This is a genomic window from Streptomyces sp. NPDC017529, assembly GCF_044329785.1.
Lineage (GTDB): Bacteria > Actinomycetota > Actinomycetes > Streptomycetales > Streptomycetaceae > Streptomyces.
On sequence record NZ_JBIRJY010000003.1, the window covers coordinates 401,084 to 417,510 of the forward strand.

At 70.0% G+C, this 16,427-nt stretch carries 12 protein-coding genes and 2 tRNA genes; 5 read left to right on the forward strand and 9 right to left on the reverse strand.

The genetic code is table 11. The annotated features are described in order from the left end of the window. Positions 1-53 precede the first annotated feature (53 nt). Positions 54-1,502 (reverse strand): peptidoglycan D,D-transpeptidase FtsI family protein, encoded by a 1,449-nt coding sequence (locus tag ACH4K4_RS09145; RefSeq protein ID WP_398165904.1) that lies wholly within the window; start codon positions 1,500-1,502, stop codon positions 54-56. A 287-nt stretch (positions 1,503-1,789) separates the two neighbouring features. On the opposite strand from ACH4K4_RS09145, the gene ACH4K4_RS09150 reads away from it, so the two are divergent. After that, positions 1,790-2,992, forward strand: a complete 1,203-nt coding sequence (locus ACH4K4_RS09150) for a hypothetical protein (protein ID WP_398166305.1) — start codon at positions 1,790-1,792, stop codon at positions 2,990-2,992. Here ACH4K4_RS09150 and ACH4K4_RS09155 read toward each other — a convergent pair. Further along, positions 2,958-5,597 (reverse strand): valine--tRNA ligase, encoded by a 2,640-nt coding sequence (locus ACH4K4_RS09155; RefSeq protein WP_398165906.1) that lies wholly within the window; start codon positions 5,595-5,597, stop codon positions 2,958-2,960. The genes ACH4K4_RS09150 and ACH4K4_RS09155 overlap by 35 nt on opposite strands. 159 nt (positions 5,598-5,756) lie before the next feature. On the opposite strand from ACH4K4_RS09155, the gene ACH4K4_RS09160 reads away from it, so the two are divergent. Beyond that, positions 5,757-6,653, forward strand: a complete 897-nt coding sequence (locus ACH4K4_RS09160; protein WP_398165907.1) for a hypothetical protein — start codon at positions 5,757-5,759, stop codon at positions 6,651-6,653. Positions 6,654-6,749: 96 nt separating this feature from the next. Here ACH4K4_RS09160 and clpX read toward each other — a convergent pair whose 3' ends face one another. The 5 genes from clpX to ACH4K4_RS09185 all read right to left on the reverse strand — a co-directional run bounded on the left by clpX (position 6,750) and on the right by ACH4K4_RS09185 (position 11,635). Further along, the gene (clpX, locus tag ACH4K4_RS09165) at positions 6,750-8,039 is read right to left on the reverse strand and encodes an ATP-dependent Clp protease ATP-binding subunit ClpX (protein ID WP_030020546.1); all 1,290 of its coding nucleotides are present in this window, start codon (positions 8,037-8,039) and stop codon (positions 6,750-6,752) included. A gap of 162 nt (positions 8,040-8,201) precedes the next feature. Further along, the gene (locus ACH4K4_RS09170) at positions 8,202-8,885 is read right to left on the reverse strand and encodes an ATP-dependent Clp protease proteolytic subunit (protein ID WP_398166306.1); all 684 of its coding nucleotides are present in this window, start codon (positions 8,883-8,885) and stop codon (positions 8,202-8,204) included. 68 nt (positions 8,886-8,953) lie between these two features. Further along, positions 8,954-9,556, reverse strand: a complete 603-nt coding sequence (locus ACH4K4_RS09175; RefSeq protein WP_030643979.1) for an ATP-dependent Clp protease proteolytic subunit — start codon at positions 9,554-9,556, stop codon at positions 8,954-8,956. A 324-nt stretch (positions 9,557-9,880) separates the two neighbouring features. Continuing rightward, positions 9,881-11,269, reverse strand: coding sequence for a trigger factor (tig, locus tag ACH4K4_RS09180; RefSeq protein ID WP_398165909.1), 1,389 nt, complete (start codon positions 11,267-11,269; stop codon positions 9,881-9,883). A 289-nt stretch (positions 11,270-11,558) separates the two neighbouring features. Next, positions 11,559-11,635 (reverse strand) — tRNA-Pro (locus ACH4K4_RS09185). A gap of 169 nt (positions 11,636-11,804) precedes the next feature. Between ACH4K4_RS09185 and ACH4K4_RS09190 the strand changes: the two genes are divergently transcribed. Continuing rightward, positions 11,805-11,878, forward strand: a tRNA-Gly gene (locus tag ACH4K4_RS09190). Between the two features lie 225 nt (positions 11,879-12,103). Further along, complete coding sequence (locus ACH4K4_RS09195; RefSeq protein ID WP_398165910.1) at positions 12,104-12,481, forward strand: arsenate reductase family protein; 378 nt, start codon at positions 12,104-12,106, stop codon at positions 12,479-12,481. A 44-nt stretch (positions 12,482-12,525) separates the two neighbouring features. On the opposite strand, the gene ACH4K4_RS09200 is transcribed toward ACH4K4_RS09195, so the two are convergent. After that, entirely contained in the window at positions 12,526-12,720 is a 195-nt protein-coding gene (locus ACH4K4_RS09200) for a hypothetical protein (RefSeq protein ID WP_398165912.1), read from the reverse strand. Between the two features lie 1,284 nt (positions 12,721-14,004). On the opposite strand from ACH4K4_RS09200, the gene ACH4K4_RS09205 reads away from it, so the two are divergent. Beyond that, the gene (locus ACH4K4_RS09205; protein WP_398165913.1) at positions 14,005-15,204 is read left to right on the forward strand and encodes a cation:proton antiporter; all 1,200 of its coding nucleotides are present in this window, start codon (positions 14,005-14,007) and stop codon (positions 15,202-15,204) included. A 32-nt stretch (positions 15,205-15,236) separates the two neighbouring features. On the opposite strand, the gene ACH4K4_RS09210 is transcribed toward ACH4K4_RS09205, so the two are convergent. Further along, positions 15,237-16,379, reverse strand: a complete 1,143-nt coding sequence (locus ACH4K4_RS09210; RefSeq protein WP_398165915.1) for a PP2C family protein-serine/threonine phosphatase — start codon at positions 16,377-16,379, stop codon at positions 15,237-15,239. Positions 16,380-16,427: the final 48 nt, after the last annotated feature.

A 16,427-nucleotide genomic window follows, 5' to 3' on the forward strand; every position in this document is an offset into this window, starting at 1 on the left:
CAGTCTACGAGCCACCACCGACACCGGCGGGCGGCGGCCTGCGGCCGGGGCCGCTACGACAGCGCCGCCTTCATCATCGCCTTCGCCACCGGGCCCGCCAGGCCGCCGCCCGAGATCTCGCTGCGGGCCGCGTCGCTGTCCTCGACCATGACCGCGACGGCCACCTGGTGGCCGTCGCCGTCCTTGGCGTAGGAGACGAACCAGGCGTACGGGGTGCCCTGGTTGTCCACGCCGTGCTGGGCGGTGCCGGTCTTGCCGCCGACCGTCAGGCCGTCGATCTTGGCCTTGGAGCCGGTGCCCTCGTCGACGACGGTCTGCATGGACGACTGGAGCTGCTCGGCGGTGCGCTGCGAGACGGCCTTGCCGTACTTCTCCGGCTCGTACTGCTGGAGCGTGTTGCCGCCGCCGTCGGTGAGCTTGTCCACCATCTGCGGCGTCTGGAGGTCGCCGCCGTTGGCGATGGCCGCGGAGACCATCGCCATCTGGAGCGGCGTCGCGGTGTCGTCGAACTGGCCGATGCCGGACAGCGCGGTCTGCGCCTTGTCCATGCCCTTCGGGTAGAGGCTCTTGCCGGCCCTGACAGGCGTGTCCAGCTTGCCGTCGTTGAAGCCGAACTTCTCGGCCTGCGCGCGGACCTTGTCCTGGCCCAGGTCGGCGGCCATCTTGGCGAAGACGGTGTTGCAGGAGTACTGGAGCGCGGTGCGGATGGTCGCGTTCTTGCAGGGGGCGGAGGCGCTCTCGTTCTTCAGCGTGGTGCGCGTGTTGGGGAGGACGTACGGGTCGGGGCTGTCGGTGGCCTCGTCGACGGACGAGTAGAGGCCGTTCTCCAGGGCGGCGGCCGCGACGACCAGCTTGAAGGTGGAGCCGGGCGGCAGCGGCTGGCGCAGCGCCCGGTTGATCTCGGGGTGGTTCTTGTCGGCCGACAGGTCCTGCCACGCCTTCTGGTCGCCGCTGCCGGAGCCGGCGAACTTGCCCGGGTCGTAGGACGGGGTGCTGACCATGCCGAGGATCTTGCCGGTGGCCGGGTCGAGGGCGACGGCGGCGCCGGTCTTGCCGCCGAGCGCCTCGTATCCGGCCTGCTGCACCTTGGAGTCGATGGTGGTGGCGACGTCGCCGCCCTTGGGGCGCTGGCGGGTCAGCGCGTCGCCCGGGTTCTGCAGGCGGCTGTCGGAGCCGTCGAGGAGGTCCCCGTACAGGCTCTCCAGCTGGTTGCTGCCGAAGATCTGCGAGGTGAAGCCGGTGACGGGGGCGTAGAGCGGGCCGTTCTTGTACGTGCGCTTGTTCTTGAGGGTGCCGTCGGTGGCGGCGGAGCCAGTGACCGGCTGCCCGTCGACGAGGATGTTGCCCAGCGGGTTCGCGTACTTGGCTATGGATACGCGTGGATTGTGCGGATCGTCCGAGAAGGTGGACGCCTTGGCGCCCTGCAGCCAGGTGACCCACGCCAGCAGCGCGAGTATCAGCAGGATGCAGAAGACCGAGACACGGCGCAGGGGCTTGTTCATGGGTGGCGCGGCTCCTCGTCGGTGGACGGCGCGTGCGGCTGGATACGTACGCTTCGCTCCCGTTTGCGGGCCCATGCTCCACCGTCTCGATGAGAGCCCGATGAGAAAGCGGTACGGGCCGCTCCACCGTGACGCACGCCTCTGATCGCCGCTCCGGGGCAACGCACCACCCCCCTCCCGTCCTCTTCACCGGCGGGCTCTGTGAGCCTTGACCGAGCCGAAGATCGTAAAAGACCGATCGTCAGAGACCGGAAGAGGGAAGCCGCGTGCCGGCAATCAGTCAGCGGATGCACCTGGTGCTGCTCTCCGCGTGGACCGTGCTGTGGTTCGTCGTGGTCGAGCCGAACGGGGGGTTCTCCTGGCACTACCTGCGCACCGGCGGCGAGCTGATCTACCAGGGCTCCTCCGGAGACGGCACCGGCGGCCTCAACCTCTACGCCCACCACCCCGAACTCCAGATGGGCCCCATCAGCTTCCTGGTGGCCGGCCTGTTCAACCCGTTCCCCGAGCACACCGGGCAGTTCCTGGCCGCGGCCCTGATGTCGCTGCTCGGCCTGGTGATCGTGGTGCTGGCGGGCCGCAGCGCCGCCTGGCACTTCCTGGGCACCGGCACCAACCACCAGCGGCTGCGGCAGCGCGTCCTGATAGCCGGCCTGGCGTTCATCCCGATGTGGATCGAGGTCTCGGTCCGCTTCGGGCACCTGGACGACGTGCTCGCGCTGTTCTTCACCGCCCTGGCCGTACGGGCGGTGACCCGCGGCAACGCCGCGCTGACCGGTGTCTTCCTGGCCCTCGCGATGGACTCCAAACCGACGGCGCTGGCCTTCGTACCGCTGCTGCTCGCGCTCCCGAGGGAGAAGTGGCTGCGCGCGGGGCTGTGGCTGGCGGGTCTGGTCGCGGTCGCCTGGCTGCCGTTCTTCATCGGTGACATCCATTCGTTCTCGGCGGCCAAGTTCGCCATCCCCAACCATCCGGCCTCCGCGCTGCGCTGGCTGGGCGTGGCCGATCCGGAGACGCCCGGCTGGGACCGGCCCGCGCAGTTCGCGCTGGGCCTGCTGCTGGGCTGCCTGGCGGTGTGGCGGGGGCGCTGGGCCGCCGTCGTCCTGCTCGGCGCCAACGCGCGCATCGTCCTGGACCCCAGCGTCTACACGTACTACACCGCGTCCGTGCTGCTCGGCACGCTGCTGTGGGACGTCATCGGGCAGCGCCGGCTGGTGCCGTGGTGGAGCTGGCTGGCACTGCTGGTCCTGTACGGCAGCGTCTTCGTGGTGCCCGACGACTCGGCGCGCGGCCTGATCCGCCTGGCCTTCGTCGCGGTGTCGACGGCGTACGTCCTGCTCTGGCCGGTGCGGGAACGCGGCGACCGGCGCGGCTCCGGACGGCGCAGGCCCCCCGCCCGTAAGGACGAGGGGCCTGCGGAGAGCTACGCGCCGGGGACCGCCCCGGCGCCCGGCGTCACGCCTTGGGCAGGGCCGCCAGCTGCGCGCTGATGCGCACGATGTCGGCCTCGGCCGTCTCCAGCCGCGTACGGATCTTGGCAACGACGTGCTCCGGGGCCTTGCCCAGGAACGCCTCGTTGCCCAGCTTCCCGTTGGCCTGCGCCTTCTCCTTCTCGGCGGCGGCCAGGTCCTTCGACAGCCGCTTGCGCTCGGCCTCGACGTCGATGGCGCCCGACAGGTCCAGCGTCACCGTCGCGCCCGCGACCGGCAGGGAGGCGGTGGCGGTGAAGTCCTCGCCCGCGGGCTGGAGGCGCAGCAGCGAGCGCATCGCGGCCTCGTGGGCGGCGAGCCGTGTACCGGCCAGGTCCAGCCGGGCCGGGACCTTCTGGCCGGGCTGCAGGCCCTGGTCGGACCGGAAGCGGCGGACCTCGGTGACGACCTGCTGGACCGTCTCGATCTCCCGCTCGGCGGCCGCGTCGCGGAAGCCGCTGTCGGCGGGCCACTCGGCGATCACCAGGGACTCGCGGCCGGTCAGCGTCGTCCACAGGGTCTCCGTGACGAACGGGACGACCGGGTGCAGCAGGCGCAGCGTGACGTCCAGGACCTCGCCGAGGACCCGGCGCGAGACGTCGGCGGCCGGGCCGCCCGCCATGAACGTGGTCTTGGACAGCTCGACGTACCAGTCGAAGACCTCGTCCCAGGCGAAGTGGAAGAGGGAGTCCGACAGCTTGGCGAACTGGTAGTCGTCGTAGTACGCGTCCACCTCGGCGACGACCGTGTTGAGCCGGGAGAGGATCCACCGGTCGGTCGCCGACAGCTGTTCGGCCGGGGGCAGCTCGCCCTCGACCGTCGCGCCGTTCATCAGCGCGAAGCGGGTGGCGTTCCAGATCTTGTTGGCGAAGTTGCGCGAGCCCTGGACCCAGTCCTCGCCGATCGGCACGTCGGTACCGGGGTTGGCGCCGCGGGCCAGGGTGAAGCGGACGGCGTCCGAGCCGTACTTGTCCATCCAGTCCAGCGGGTTGACCGCGTTGCCGAAGGACTTCGACATCTTCTTGCCGCGCTCGTCGCGGACCATGCCGTGCAGGGCGATGGTCTTGAACGGCGGGGTGCCGTCCATCGCGTACAGGCCGAACATCATCATCCGGGCGACCCAGAAGAAGAGGATGTCGTAGCCGGTGACCAGGACCGAGTTCGGGTAGAACTTCTCGACGCTCGGGGTCTTCTCCGGCCAGCCGAGCGTGGAGAACGGCCACAGGCCGGACGAGAACCAGGTGTCCAGGACGTCCGTGTCCTGCGTCCAGCCCTCGCCGGTGGGGGCCTCGTCGTCCGGTCCGACGCAGACGACCTCGCCGTTCGGGCCGTACCAGACCGGGATGCGGTGGCCCCACCACAGCTGGCGCGAGATGCACCAGTCGTGGAGGTTGTCGACCCAGCCGAAGTAGCGGGACTCCATCTCCTTGGGGTGGATGTCCACCTTGCCGTCGCGGACCGCGTCACCGGCGGCCTTGGCGAGCGGGCCGACCTTGACCCACCACTGCATGGACAGCCGGGGCTCGATGGTCGTCTTGCAGCGCGAGCAGTGGCCGACCGAGTGGGTGTACGGGCGCTTCTCGGCCACGACGCGGCCCTCGGCGCGCAGCGCGGCGACGATCGCGGAACGGGCCTCGAAGCGGTCCAGGCCCTCGAAGGGGCCGTGCGCGGTGATCACGCCGCGCTCGTCCAGCACCGCCAGGTTGGGCAGGTCGTGCCGGCGGCCGATCTCGAAGTCGTTCGGGTCGTGGGCCGGGGTGACCTTGACCGCGCCGGTGCCGAACTCCGGGTCGACGTGCTCGTCGGCGACGACCGGGATGCGGCGGCCGGTGAGCGGCAGCTCGATCTCCGTGCCGACCAGGTGGCGGTAGCGCTCGTCGTCGGGGTGGACCGCGACGGCGGTGTCGCCGAGCATCGTCTCGGCGCGGGTGGTGGCCACGACAATGCTCGCGTCGCCCTCGCCGTACCGGATCGAGACCAGCTCGCCGTCGTCGTCCTGGTACTCCACCTCGATGTCGGAGATGGCGGTCAGGCAGCGCGGGCACCAGTTGATGATGCGCTCGGCGCGGTAGATCAGCTCGTCGTCGTAGAGCCGCTTGAAGATCGTCTGGACGGCCTTGGACAGGCCCTCGTCCATCGTGAACCGCTCACGCGACCAGGCGACGCCGTCGCCCAGGCGCTTCATCTGCCCGGAGATCTGCCCGCCGGACTCGCCCTTCCAGCGCCACACCCGCTCGACGAACGCCTCCCGGCCCAGGTCGTGGCGCGAGGCGCCCTCCTTGGCCAGCTCGCGCTCGACGACGTTCTGGGTGGCGATGCCCGCGTGGTCCATGCCGGGCTGCCACAGCGTCTCGTAGCCCTGCATCCGCTTACGGCGGGTGAGGGCGTCGATCAGGGTGTGCTCGAAGGCGTGCCCGAGGTGGAGCGAGCCGGTGACGTTCGGCGGGGGGATGACGATCGTGTACGGCGGCTTCTCGCTCTTCTCGTCCGCCTCGAAGTACCCCCGCTCTACCCAGCGCTCGTACAGCGGCCCCTCTACCTCGGCCGGCGCGTACTGGGTCGGCAGTTCAGTGGGGCTGCTGTTCGGCCCGCCGTTTTGGGGGCTCTGCTGAGTGTTCGCGGTCACGACGCTCAGTGTACGGGCGTGGATGTCGCGGTCTCGAATCGGTTTGGCCCCCGGGGCTCCGGCAGGCCGTCGCGTCGTACAGGATGTCGGCAACGCACGCGATCAACGGTTACCGGCGCCATCGGACGCCGTCGGATGTACACGAGGGGAACCCGCTCCATGAGCTTCCACCAGCCGCCTCCCGGCCCGTACGGCCAGCCGCCCCAGCAGCCCGGCCCGTACGCCTACCCCCAGCAGGGCGGCCCGGTCCCCCCTCAGCAGCCCTACGGCTATCCGCAGCAGGCCCAGGCGCCCTACGGGCACCCGCAGCAGCCTCAGCCGCCGTACGGACAGCAGCCGCAGTACGGGCAGCAGGCTCCTTACGGACAGGGCCCGCAGGGCGGCAAGGGCAAGGGCACGAAGATCGTCCTCAGCGTGCTGGCGGTGGCGGTCGTGGCGGGCATCGGCGTGGGCGCGTACTTCGCGTTCGGTCCGGGCGGTGACGTGAAGCCTTACACGATGGAGTTCCCGGAAAAGCTCCCCGGGAACGACGCCGGCAGAGCAGACTTCGGCAAGGTCGCGGGCAAGGACGAGAAGAAGGACGTGTCCAACGACACGAAGACCAAGGCTCTCAGCATCACCGAGGGCACGGGCGTCTCCGCCAGTTACATGAACGCCGAGAAGCAGCAACTGACCATCAACGGCACCTACGGCAAGGTCGCCGACCCGAAGAGCGCGGTGAACAAGCTCTTCGCCGACCTGGAGAAGCAGACGCAGGAGTTGCAGTCCAAGGGCGGCGGGAAGATGGAAACGCTCACTCCGGTGACGGAGTACTCCCCCAGCGGGTTCGACGGCGCGGTCCTGAAGTGCAAGTCGACGAAGTACTCGGTCGAGACGGACGTCCTCGACTCCGCGACCACGACCACCGTGTGCATCTGGGGAGACTCCAGCGCGGTGACCGCGGTCATCAACACGGCGGTGGACGCCCGCACCCAGACCACCGGTGTGGCCAGGACGGCCCCGCAACTGGCCGAGTGGACCCAGGAAATCCGCGACGCCGTCCGCCGCGAGAAGTAGCCACGGCCGGGAGAAGCAGCCACAAGGGGCCGCCCCGCGACCGGTGGTCGCGGGGCGGCCCCTTGTGTCAGCCGTCCGTGCGGGGGGAACGGACGGCTACGCGCTCTTCTCGTGGTGCTCGCCCGACTCGCCGCCGCGGTTGCGCGGCACCAGCGTCGGGTTCACGTTCGAGTGCACGACCTCTTCGGTGATGACGACCCGCGCCACGTCCTTGCGCGACGGGACCTCGTACATCACCGACTGCAGGACCTCTTCCATGATGGCGCGCAGGCCGCGCGCGCCGGTGCCGCGCAGGATGGCCTGGTCGGCGATGGCCTCCAGCGCCGGGCGGTCGAAGTCCAGCTCCACGCCGTCCAGTTCGAACAGGCGCTGGTACTGCTTGACCAGTGCGTTGCGCGGCTCCAGGAGGATCTGCAGGAGCGCCTCGCGGTCCAGGTTGTGCACCGAGGTCAGGACGGGCAGCCGGCCGATGAACTCCGGGATCATCCCGAACTTCACCAAGTCCTCCGGCATGACGTCCTGGAGCTGGTCCTTGGACTCGATCTCCCGCTTGGAGCGGATGTTGGCGCCGAAGCCGATGCCCTTGGCACCGGACCTGGCCTCGATGATCTTCTCCAGGCCCGCGAACGCGCCGCCCACGATGAACAGCACGTTCGTCGTGTCGATCTGGATGAACTCCTGGTGCGGGTGCTTGCGTCCGCCCTGCGGGGGCACCGAGGCGGTGGTGCCCTCCAGGATCTTCAGCAGGGCCTGCTGGACGCCCTCGCCGGAGACGTCACGGGTGATCGACGGGTTTTCGCTCTTCCGGGCGACCTTGTCGATCTCGTCGATGTAGATGATGCCGGTCTCGGCCTTCTTGATGTCGAAGTCCGCGGCCTGGATCAGCTTGAGGAGGATGTTCTCCACGTCCTCGCCGACATAGCCGGCCTCCGTCAGCGCCGTCGCGTCGGCGAAGGCGAACGGGACGTTGAGCATCCGGGCGAGCGTCTGCGCGAGCAGGGTCTTGCCGGAGCCGGTGGGGCCGAGCAGCAGGATGTTGGACTTGCCGAGCTCGATGCCGTCGTCGCCGCCGCGCGCGCCACCGTTCTCACCCGCCTGGACCCGCTTGTAGTGGTTGTAGACGGCTACCGAGAGCGCCTTCTTGGCGGGCTCCTGGCCTACGACGTAGCTCTCCAGGAACTCGTAGATCTCCCGGGGCTTGGGCAGTTCCTCCCAGCGGACCTCGGAGGTCTCGGCGAGCTCCTCCTCGATGATCTCGTTGCAGAGGTCGATGCACTCGTCGCAGATGTACACACCAGGTCCCGCGATGAGCTTCTTCACCTGCTTCTGACTCTTCCCGCAGAACGAGCACTTGAGCAGGTCGCCGCCGTCACCGATGCGTGCCACGAGGTGCTTCCCCTTCGCCTGGGATCCGCATTGCTCCGCGGACCCGGGTGCTTGCCTATCGACGGTACCTTGCCGGGCCCCCCGTACGGGCCCCCCTTGGACCGACTCGGTCAACCCGGTCCAAGGGGGCGTGTCTCCGGCTCACTTCGCGACGGGTCGCGATCAGACCGAGGCGGCCGTCTTACGGGTCGAGACGATCTGGTCGACCAGACCGTACGCCAGGGACTCCTCGGCGGTCAGGATCTTGTCGCGCTCGATGTCGTCACGGATCTTCTCGATCGGCGTGGTCGAGTGCTTGGCCAGCATGTCCTCCAGCTGCGTACGCATCCGGAGGATTTCGTTGGCGGCGATCTCCAGGTCGGACACCTGGCCGCGGCCGGTCTCGCTGTACGGCTGGTGGATCAGCACCCGGGCGTTGGGCAGCGCCATCCGCTTGCCGGGGGTGCCGGCGGCGAGCAGCACGGCCGCGGCGGAGGCCGCCTGGCCCATGCAGACCGTCTGGACGTCGGGCTTGACGAACTGCATCGTGTCGTAGATCGCGGTCAGCGCCGTGAAGGAGCCGCCGGGCGAGTTGATGTAGATCGAGATGTCCCGGTCGGGGTCCATCGACTCCAGGCACAGCAGCTGCGCCATGACGTCGTTGGCCGACGCGTCGTCGATCTGCACGCCGAGGAAGATCACGCGCTCTTCGAAGAGCTTCGCGTACGGGTCGTACTCGCGCACGCCCTGCGAGGTGCGCTCGACGAAGCGCGGCACGATGTAGCGGGACTCGGCGGGCTGGCCCTGGAACTCTGCCTGCGGGGCGTCGTGGCGCTCGTAGAGGCTACGGCCGGAGAAGTTGTTCATCTGGAGGTTCACCGTCCTGGTGGCGGTCAAAGGGGCTGGAGTCGGCTGCGTGGCGAGTCGTCCGGGGCTCAGGCCCCGGTGCCGCCTCCGCCCGGAACGCCGGCCGCCGTGGTCATGACGTCGTCGATGAGGCCGTACGCCTTGGCCTCCTGCGGGTCGAACCAGCGGTCCCGGTCGGAGTCGCGGGTGATCTGCTCGACGGTCTGACCGGTGTGCTGGGCGGTCAGCTCGGCCATGCGCTTCTTGGTGTGCAGCAGCCGCTCGGCGTGGATCTTGATGTCCGACGCGGAGCCCGCCAGGCCCGCGGAGGGCTGGTGGATGAGGATCTCGGCGTTCGGCAGCGCGAAGCGCTTGCCCGGGGTGCCGGCGCTCAGCAGGAACTGGCCCATCGAAGCGGCGAGGCCCATGGCGATGGTGACCACGTCGTTCTTGATGTACTGCATGGTGTCGTAGATCGCCATGCCGGCCGAGATCGAGCCGCCCGGGCTGTTGATGTAAAGGAAGATGTCCTTGTCCGGGTCAGCGGCGAGGAGCAGCAGCTGCGCGGTGATCTTGTTGGCGATGTCGTCGTCGACCGGCTGGCCGAGGAAGATGATCCGCTCGCCGAGCAGCCGGTTGTAGACCTGGTCGCCGAGGCCACCGAAGGTCGGCTCAGCGGCGGCGGAAGGCATCGGGATCGTCACGTGTCCACCTGCTCGTTGTCGGACGGCCCAGGGCCGTCTCAGCGTCGTCTTCTGGGGCGGGGGGAGGGCGCGGCGTGCTCCGCCGGCGCCGTTTCGGCTACTCCCCTGCCCTCGTATCTACGGACCCTAACGCGCTGGTCGGCGGGCGCCATCCCGCATTGTCAACTGTTCGCTGTGAGCGCAGGCTCACGGGGCGCCCGCGGGCCCGGATGACATACGGGTCCGAACACGCGGGCGTGCGCGTTCGGACCCGTACGTACTACTGGTGCTGCGTGGCGGCCGGAGCCGCCGGGCCGCCGGAGCGGCCGGGGATCAGCCCTCGGACTTCTCCGCCTTCTCGGCGTCGGTGCCCTCGGCCTCGGAGGCCTCGACGGTCTCGGCCGTCTCGTCCTCGTCGTCCAGGTCCACGACCTCGCCGTTGGTGTCCTTGACCGTGGCGGCCTCGACGACGACCGCGAGGGCCTTGCCGCGGGCGACCTCGCCGACGAGCATCGGCACCTGGCCGCCCTCGACGACGGCCTGCGCGAACTGGTCGGGGGACATGCCGGAGGACTGCGCGCGGCGCATGAGGTGCTCGGTGAGCTCCTCCTGGCTGACGTTCAGCTTCTCCTTGTTGACCAGCTCGTCCAGGACGAACTGGGTCTTGATGCCCTTCTCCGCCTGCTCCTTGGTCTCGGCGTCGAACTCTTCCTCGGTCTTGCCCTGGATCTCCAGGTACTTCGCGAGGTCCAGGCCCATCTGGGCGAGCTGGTGGTTGACCAGGTTGTGCTTGCGGGTCTCGATCTCGTCCGCGAGCAGCTTCTCCGGCATCGGGACCTCGACCAGCTTCAGCAGCTCGTCGAGGACCTTCTCCTGCGCCTGGGTGGCCTGGTCGTACTTCTTCATCTGGCCGAGGCGCTTGGCGCTGTCGGCACGCAGCTCCTCCAGCGTGTCGAACTCGCTCGCCAGCTGCGCGAAGTCGTCGTCCAGCGCGGGCAGCTCACGGGCGGCCACGGCGGTGACGTCGACCTTGACCTCGGCCTCCTTGCCGGCGGCCGAGCCGCCCTTCAGCTCGGAGGTGAAGGTGGCGGACTCGCCGGCCTTCAGGCCCTTGACGGCCTCGTCGATGCCGTCCAGCAGCTCGCCGGAGCCGACGGTGTAGCTGACGCCCTGGGCGACGCCGTCCTCCAGGACCTCGCCCTCGACCTTGGCCTCCAGGTCGACGGTGAGCACGTCGCCGTCCTCGGCGGCGCGCTCGACCGGGGAGGTCGAGGCGAAGCGCTCGCGCAGCTGCTCGACGGACTTGTCGACGTCCTCGTCCGACACCTCGATGGCGTCGACCTCGACCTCGATGCCGGAGTAGTCCGGGATCTCCAGGGCCGGGCGGATGTCGACCTCGGCGGTGAAGGCCAGCAGCTCGCCGTCCTTCAGCTCGGTGATGTCGACCTCGGGCTGGCCGAGGACGTTCAGCTCACCCTCGTTGACCGCCTCGGTGTAGAACTTCGGGAGCGCGTCGTTGACGGCTTCCTCAAGCACGGCGCCGCGACCGAACCGCTGGTCGATGACTCGGGCCGGGATCTTGCCCTGGCGGAAGCCCTTCACCGTGACCTGCTGGTTGATCTTCTTGTACGCCGCGTCGAGGCTGGGCTTGAGCTCCTCGAAGGGCACCTCGACAGTGAGCCGAACCCGGGTCGGGTTCAGGGTCTCCACGGCGCTCTTCACGGTTCGGTCTCCTTGGGGCTGACTTCTGGGGTTCTGCTTGAGATCTGCCGGCGCCTGGAGCCCAGGCGCCCTGCGGACCGCGCCCGGGAGAAAGACACACGGGCACGCAGCTTGCATAGTAACCGCAAGCGGGTTGGCACCCGCAATGTGATCTTGATCGGCCCTTTACGGACCCGGCCGGCGGCGGCCGCGCACGCCCCTCGGGCGGCCCGCGAGAACCCCGGGAACGCCGGGCGGCCGGCCGCGCGAACGCGCCGGGCGCCGTACGGCTGACCGGGAAGAACATGACTGGTCGGGGTGGCCGGATTCGAACCGACGACCTTCCGCTCCCAAAGCGGACGCGCTACCAAGCTGCGCCACACCCCGTCGGTGCGACACGTAGGGTACATGGCCGCGGACGGAACGGCTGCCCGATATCCGTAGGGCGGCCCCCGGCGCGGGGCGCGGCGGCCGAAGATCGGGGCGGGGTGTGCGGCGGGCCCCGGCGACCCGCTACGATGCACAGCGTGCCGCGGTCACCCGACCGGCGGCGCACGCGGGCGTAGCTCAATGGTAGAGCCCCAGTCTTCCAAACTGGCTACGCGGGTTCGATTCCCGTCGCCCGCTCCAGATGGTTCAGAGCCAGGTCAGAGATCCTTCTCGACCTGGCTCTGAGTGTTTTCCGGGACAGGGGCCGGCCGATGGCCGGAAGACGGTACGTCGCCCGAAGCGGTACCGGGCGCTGAAGCGGCAGGCGCGGGCCGCGGCCCGCCCGGCACAGCCGCAAACCGACGGTTCTTGTCATCTCCTGACCAACTCCGACCACTCCCCGGCGCGCCTCACTAAGGTGGCGGCATGGAGATCTGGCTCAATCCCGCGTGTTCCAAGTGCCGTTCCGCCGTGGACCTGCTCGATGCGGAGGGGGCGCGCTACACCGTGCGCCGGTACCTCGAACAGCCGCCGACCGCGGCGGAGTTGCGGGAGGTGCTGGCCCGGCTGGGGCTGGAGCCCTGGGACATCACGCGTACGCAGGAGGCCGAGGCCGAGGAGCTGGGGCTCGCCGGGTGGGAGCGCACGGACGCCGCGCGCGACCGGTGGATCGAGGCGCTGGCCGCGCGGCCGCGGCTGATCCAGCGGCCGATCATCACGGCGGACGACGGCACCGCGCTGGTGGGACGCAGCGAGGAGGCCGTAAGGGAGGCGGTCGCGCGGAGCGGACGCGACGACCGCTGACACAGGTCGGGGCCCGTGCGCCGTGGGCGCGGGGAGCGCGGGCCCTAGAAGCTGATGTTGTTGATCGTTTGGGCCACCGAGTTCAGGAATCTGTTGATGGACGGGGCGATGCCCGTGGACGCGAGGAAGAAGCCGAAGAGGATGGCGACGAGCGCCGGCCCCGCCTTGATCGACTTGCCGCGTATCAACACGATCAGAATGATCCCCAACAGCAGCACGACGGACAGGGAAAGAGCCACAACTGATCACACCCTCGGTCGGAACGCCTGGCCGGCCCCGGAAGTGTGCAGCCGCGCACACCCCCGCTCGGCACCATCGTGCCACCAACTCCCTGCCCAGTGGAGGCGGGTGGCGAATCATCGGCCAAGCCTTTGCCCGGACGCCGGACGGCCGTGATCCGGACGGCGCCCGGACTGCGGTTACCGGCGCCGGAATTCGGCCCCCGGCCGGGTTTCCCGTGGCGGCCTGATCTCGCCGCGGCGCGTGGCCGGAAGGCGTCGCATCCGTTAACCGCCCCCTGCGCGCACGTGAATTCGGTCGGCGCGGCCGCAAACGGTCGCCGCACGGATCGAGGGACAAACCGCCCGTGAAGCGGACATCACCGCCGCGACTGCCGCCGGGCACATGCCTTCCATAGGCGGATGTCGTATGCCGAACCGGGCATGAACCGCTCCCCCGGAAAATGCCCGTACCTTTACCGGGATCACCCGCCGAGCGACGCCGGGACAGGAACTCTCAGCACATTCCCCGTTCCTTTTGCATTTCCCGGGCGAGGTTTTATGCAATGTGCCGTCCACCACCAGGGTGCGGCAGGTATTTCCCGCCGCACCTCCCCTACGACGCGTGTCTTCCCCGGCCTCCGGCGCCGCGGGCACGTGCGCGCCGGCCCCTGCGACGGGCGCCCCGGAGCCGGGGAGGCGGCCCGCCGCGACGGCCGGACGCGACGCCTTCTTCGGCAATGCGAAGTGTCTGGCGATCGCCCTGGTCGCCATGGGGCATTCGCGGGAGCCGCCGACCGGACGGAGCCGCAGTGCGGCGGCGCTCCACCTGGCGGTCCACGCCTTCCGCACGCCGGCGTTCATCGCCACCCCCGGTAATTTCTCGCGGGGTTTCGATCTGCGTGAGACCGGCCGCAACGGGCGCTCCAGTTTCTGCCGTTCTTCGCGGTGAAGCCGGCGACGGCGTGGACCTTCAGGGAGAACCCGCACTGACGCTTTTCGGGCGGTCCGGTCGCCCGTATGGCCGTACGGAGCTGGGGTGAACCTGGGCCATGAGGGCCGCCGGTGGCCGGGCGGCGGGGAAAAACCCGGGCAGGGCTCTCGTCGGGGGCCCGGGAAGGGCCCGGCGACGGGTCGGAGAGGGAGCGGTCGGAGAGCGGGCAGGCCGGCGGTCCGGACGGGCGAAGAAGCCCGAAAAGTCGTTTGGTAAACTAACCATTAACGCTTTCTTGACTCCCCCTTGACCGAACACCGTCCGGCCGAACCTCTGGAGGAGCCATCGGACACGCAGAAACCCTCCTCGCGATGGGCGGGGCCTTCCTGGCCGCCGCCGTCCTCGCCCGCCTGGGCAGCCGCATCGGGCTCCCCACCATCCCCTTGTTCATCCTGGCCGGCATACTGCTCGGCCCGCACACCCCCGGCATCTCGCTGGTCGACGACCCGCACGAGCTGGAGATGCTCTCCCTGCTCGGCCTGGTGCTGCTGCTCTTCTACCTCGGCCTCGAATTCCACATGGACGACCTCAAAGAGGGCGGCCGGAAGATGGCCGTCGCCGGGGCCGCCTATCTGGCGCTGAACGTCGGCGCCGGCCTCGTCTTCGGCTTCCTGGTCGGCTGGGGCACCTCCGAGGCGCTCGTACTGGCCGGGGTGCTCGGCATCTCCTCGTCGGCGATCGTCACCAAGGTCCTCATGGACACCGGCCGCCTGGGCAACCCCGAGACCAAGCCGATCCTCGGCATCATCGTGGTCGAGGACATCTTCCTCGCGCTCTACCTGGCCGCCCTCCAGCCGGTGATCTCCGGTGCCGACTCGATGGCCTCGGCCGCCCTCGACGCGGGCAAGGCGTTCGGCTTCCTGCTGCTGCTCGCCGTGATCGCCCGCTGGGGCACGCGGGTGATCGGCAAGCTGATCGCCACCAGGGACAACGAGCTGCTGGTCATCTCCTTCCTCGGCGCCGCCGTCTTCGTGGCGGGCGTCTCGGAGTGGTTCGGCGTCGCGGACGCGATCGGCGCCTTCATGGTCGGCCTGATGCTCGGCAGCACCAGCTCCGGCAAGCGGATCATGGAGCTGGTGCATCCGCTGCGGGACGCCTTCGGCGCGATCTTCTTCTTCGCCTTCGGGCTCTCCATCGACCCCGGCGACCTGCCGTCGGTGGTGTGGCCGGTGCTGGTCGCGGTGGCGCTGACGCTGGTGATGAACGTGGTCGCCGGGCTGGTCGCCGCCCGCATCTACGGGTTCGGGCCGCGCCCGGCCGCGAACATCGCCACCGCGCTGCTCGCCCGCGGCGAGTTCGCGCTGATCCTGGCGACGATGGCGGCGGGCGCCGGGCTGGACGAGCGGCTGGCGCCGTTCATCGCCGGATACGTGCTGATCCTGGCCGTACTGGGGCCGCTGGCCGCCGGGCGCGCCGCGTGGCTGGCGCGGATGCTGCCGGGCGGCGGCCGGGCGCCGGACGCCCCGGCCGGCGGCGCCGAGCCCGCGCCCTCGGCCGCCGGGCGGGGGTGAACCTCACGGCCGCCGCGGGCCCACCGTACGGTTCAGTCGCGGCAGATCAGCAGCAGCGCGCGGTCGTCGTTGACGTCCTTGGCCACGGCTTCGATCAGATGCCAGGCCGCGCCGGCGAAGCCGCAGGCCACATAGCGGTCGGCTTCGCCGGTCAGCCGGTCGATGCCCTCCGCGATGTCCCGGTCGGCGGCCTCCACCAGACCGTCCGTGAAGAGCATCAGCACGTCCCCCGGGCGCAGCGTCCCCTTGACCGGGTCGAACTGCGCCCCGTCGTACACCCCGAGCAGCGGCCCCTCCGCCGCCTTCTCCTCCCAGCGGCCGGTGCCGGCCGAGAGCTGGAGGGCGGGCAGGTGCCCGGCGGACAGCAGTTCGTAGTCGCCGGACTCCAGGTCCAGGACGAGGTGGATGGAGGTGGCGAAGCCCTCGTCCCAGTCCTGGCGCAGCAGGTAGCCGTTGGCGGCGGGCAGGAAGCCGTGCGGCGGCAGCGAGCCGAGCAGGCCGCCGAAGGCGCCGGACAGCAGCAGCGCGCGGGAGGCGGCGTCCATGCCCTTGCCGGACACGTCGGTCAGCACGACTTCGAGGATCTTGCCGTCGTGCGTGCGGGAGGCGACGACGAAGTCGCCGGAGAAGGACTGCCCGCCGGCCGGCCGCAGCGCCATCTCGCGGTGCCAGCCGGCCGGCAGTTTGGGCAGCTTGCTCTGGACGCGGATACGTTCGCGCAGGTCGAACAGCATCGTGCCGCCGCGCCGCCACGGCACGCCGACCCGGCTGCGGAACTGCGCGATCAGCAGTCCGGACAGGCCGACGGCGGCGACCACCAGGACCGTACCGGGGGTGATCCGGTCGCGCCCCTGGTCGTACGGGCCCAGCAGGGACGCCTCGACGATCAGGGCGGCGGCGGAGGTGCCGTACAGGGCGAGCAGGTTGGCCGGGCGCAGCAGCAGTCCGCCGGCGATGACCGGCAGGACCAGGGCGGTGGGCGCGATCCAGTCGGGCCGCCAGATGGTGCCGCAGGCGATGGCGGGAATGGCGATCAGGAGGGCCACCAGGGCGATCCAGTCGGAGCCGTCGCCGCGGAAGTAGTCGACCCCGGCCTTGCGCACGCCGATGCGGACCCGGTGCATCGCCTTGCGCCACCGGGCCGTCAGGGAATCCGCTCCCGTGCTGCTCGCCATTGTTCTGGGACCTTATCCACCCGTTCGGCGGCGCGTCGATTCGCGGCA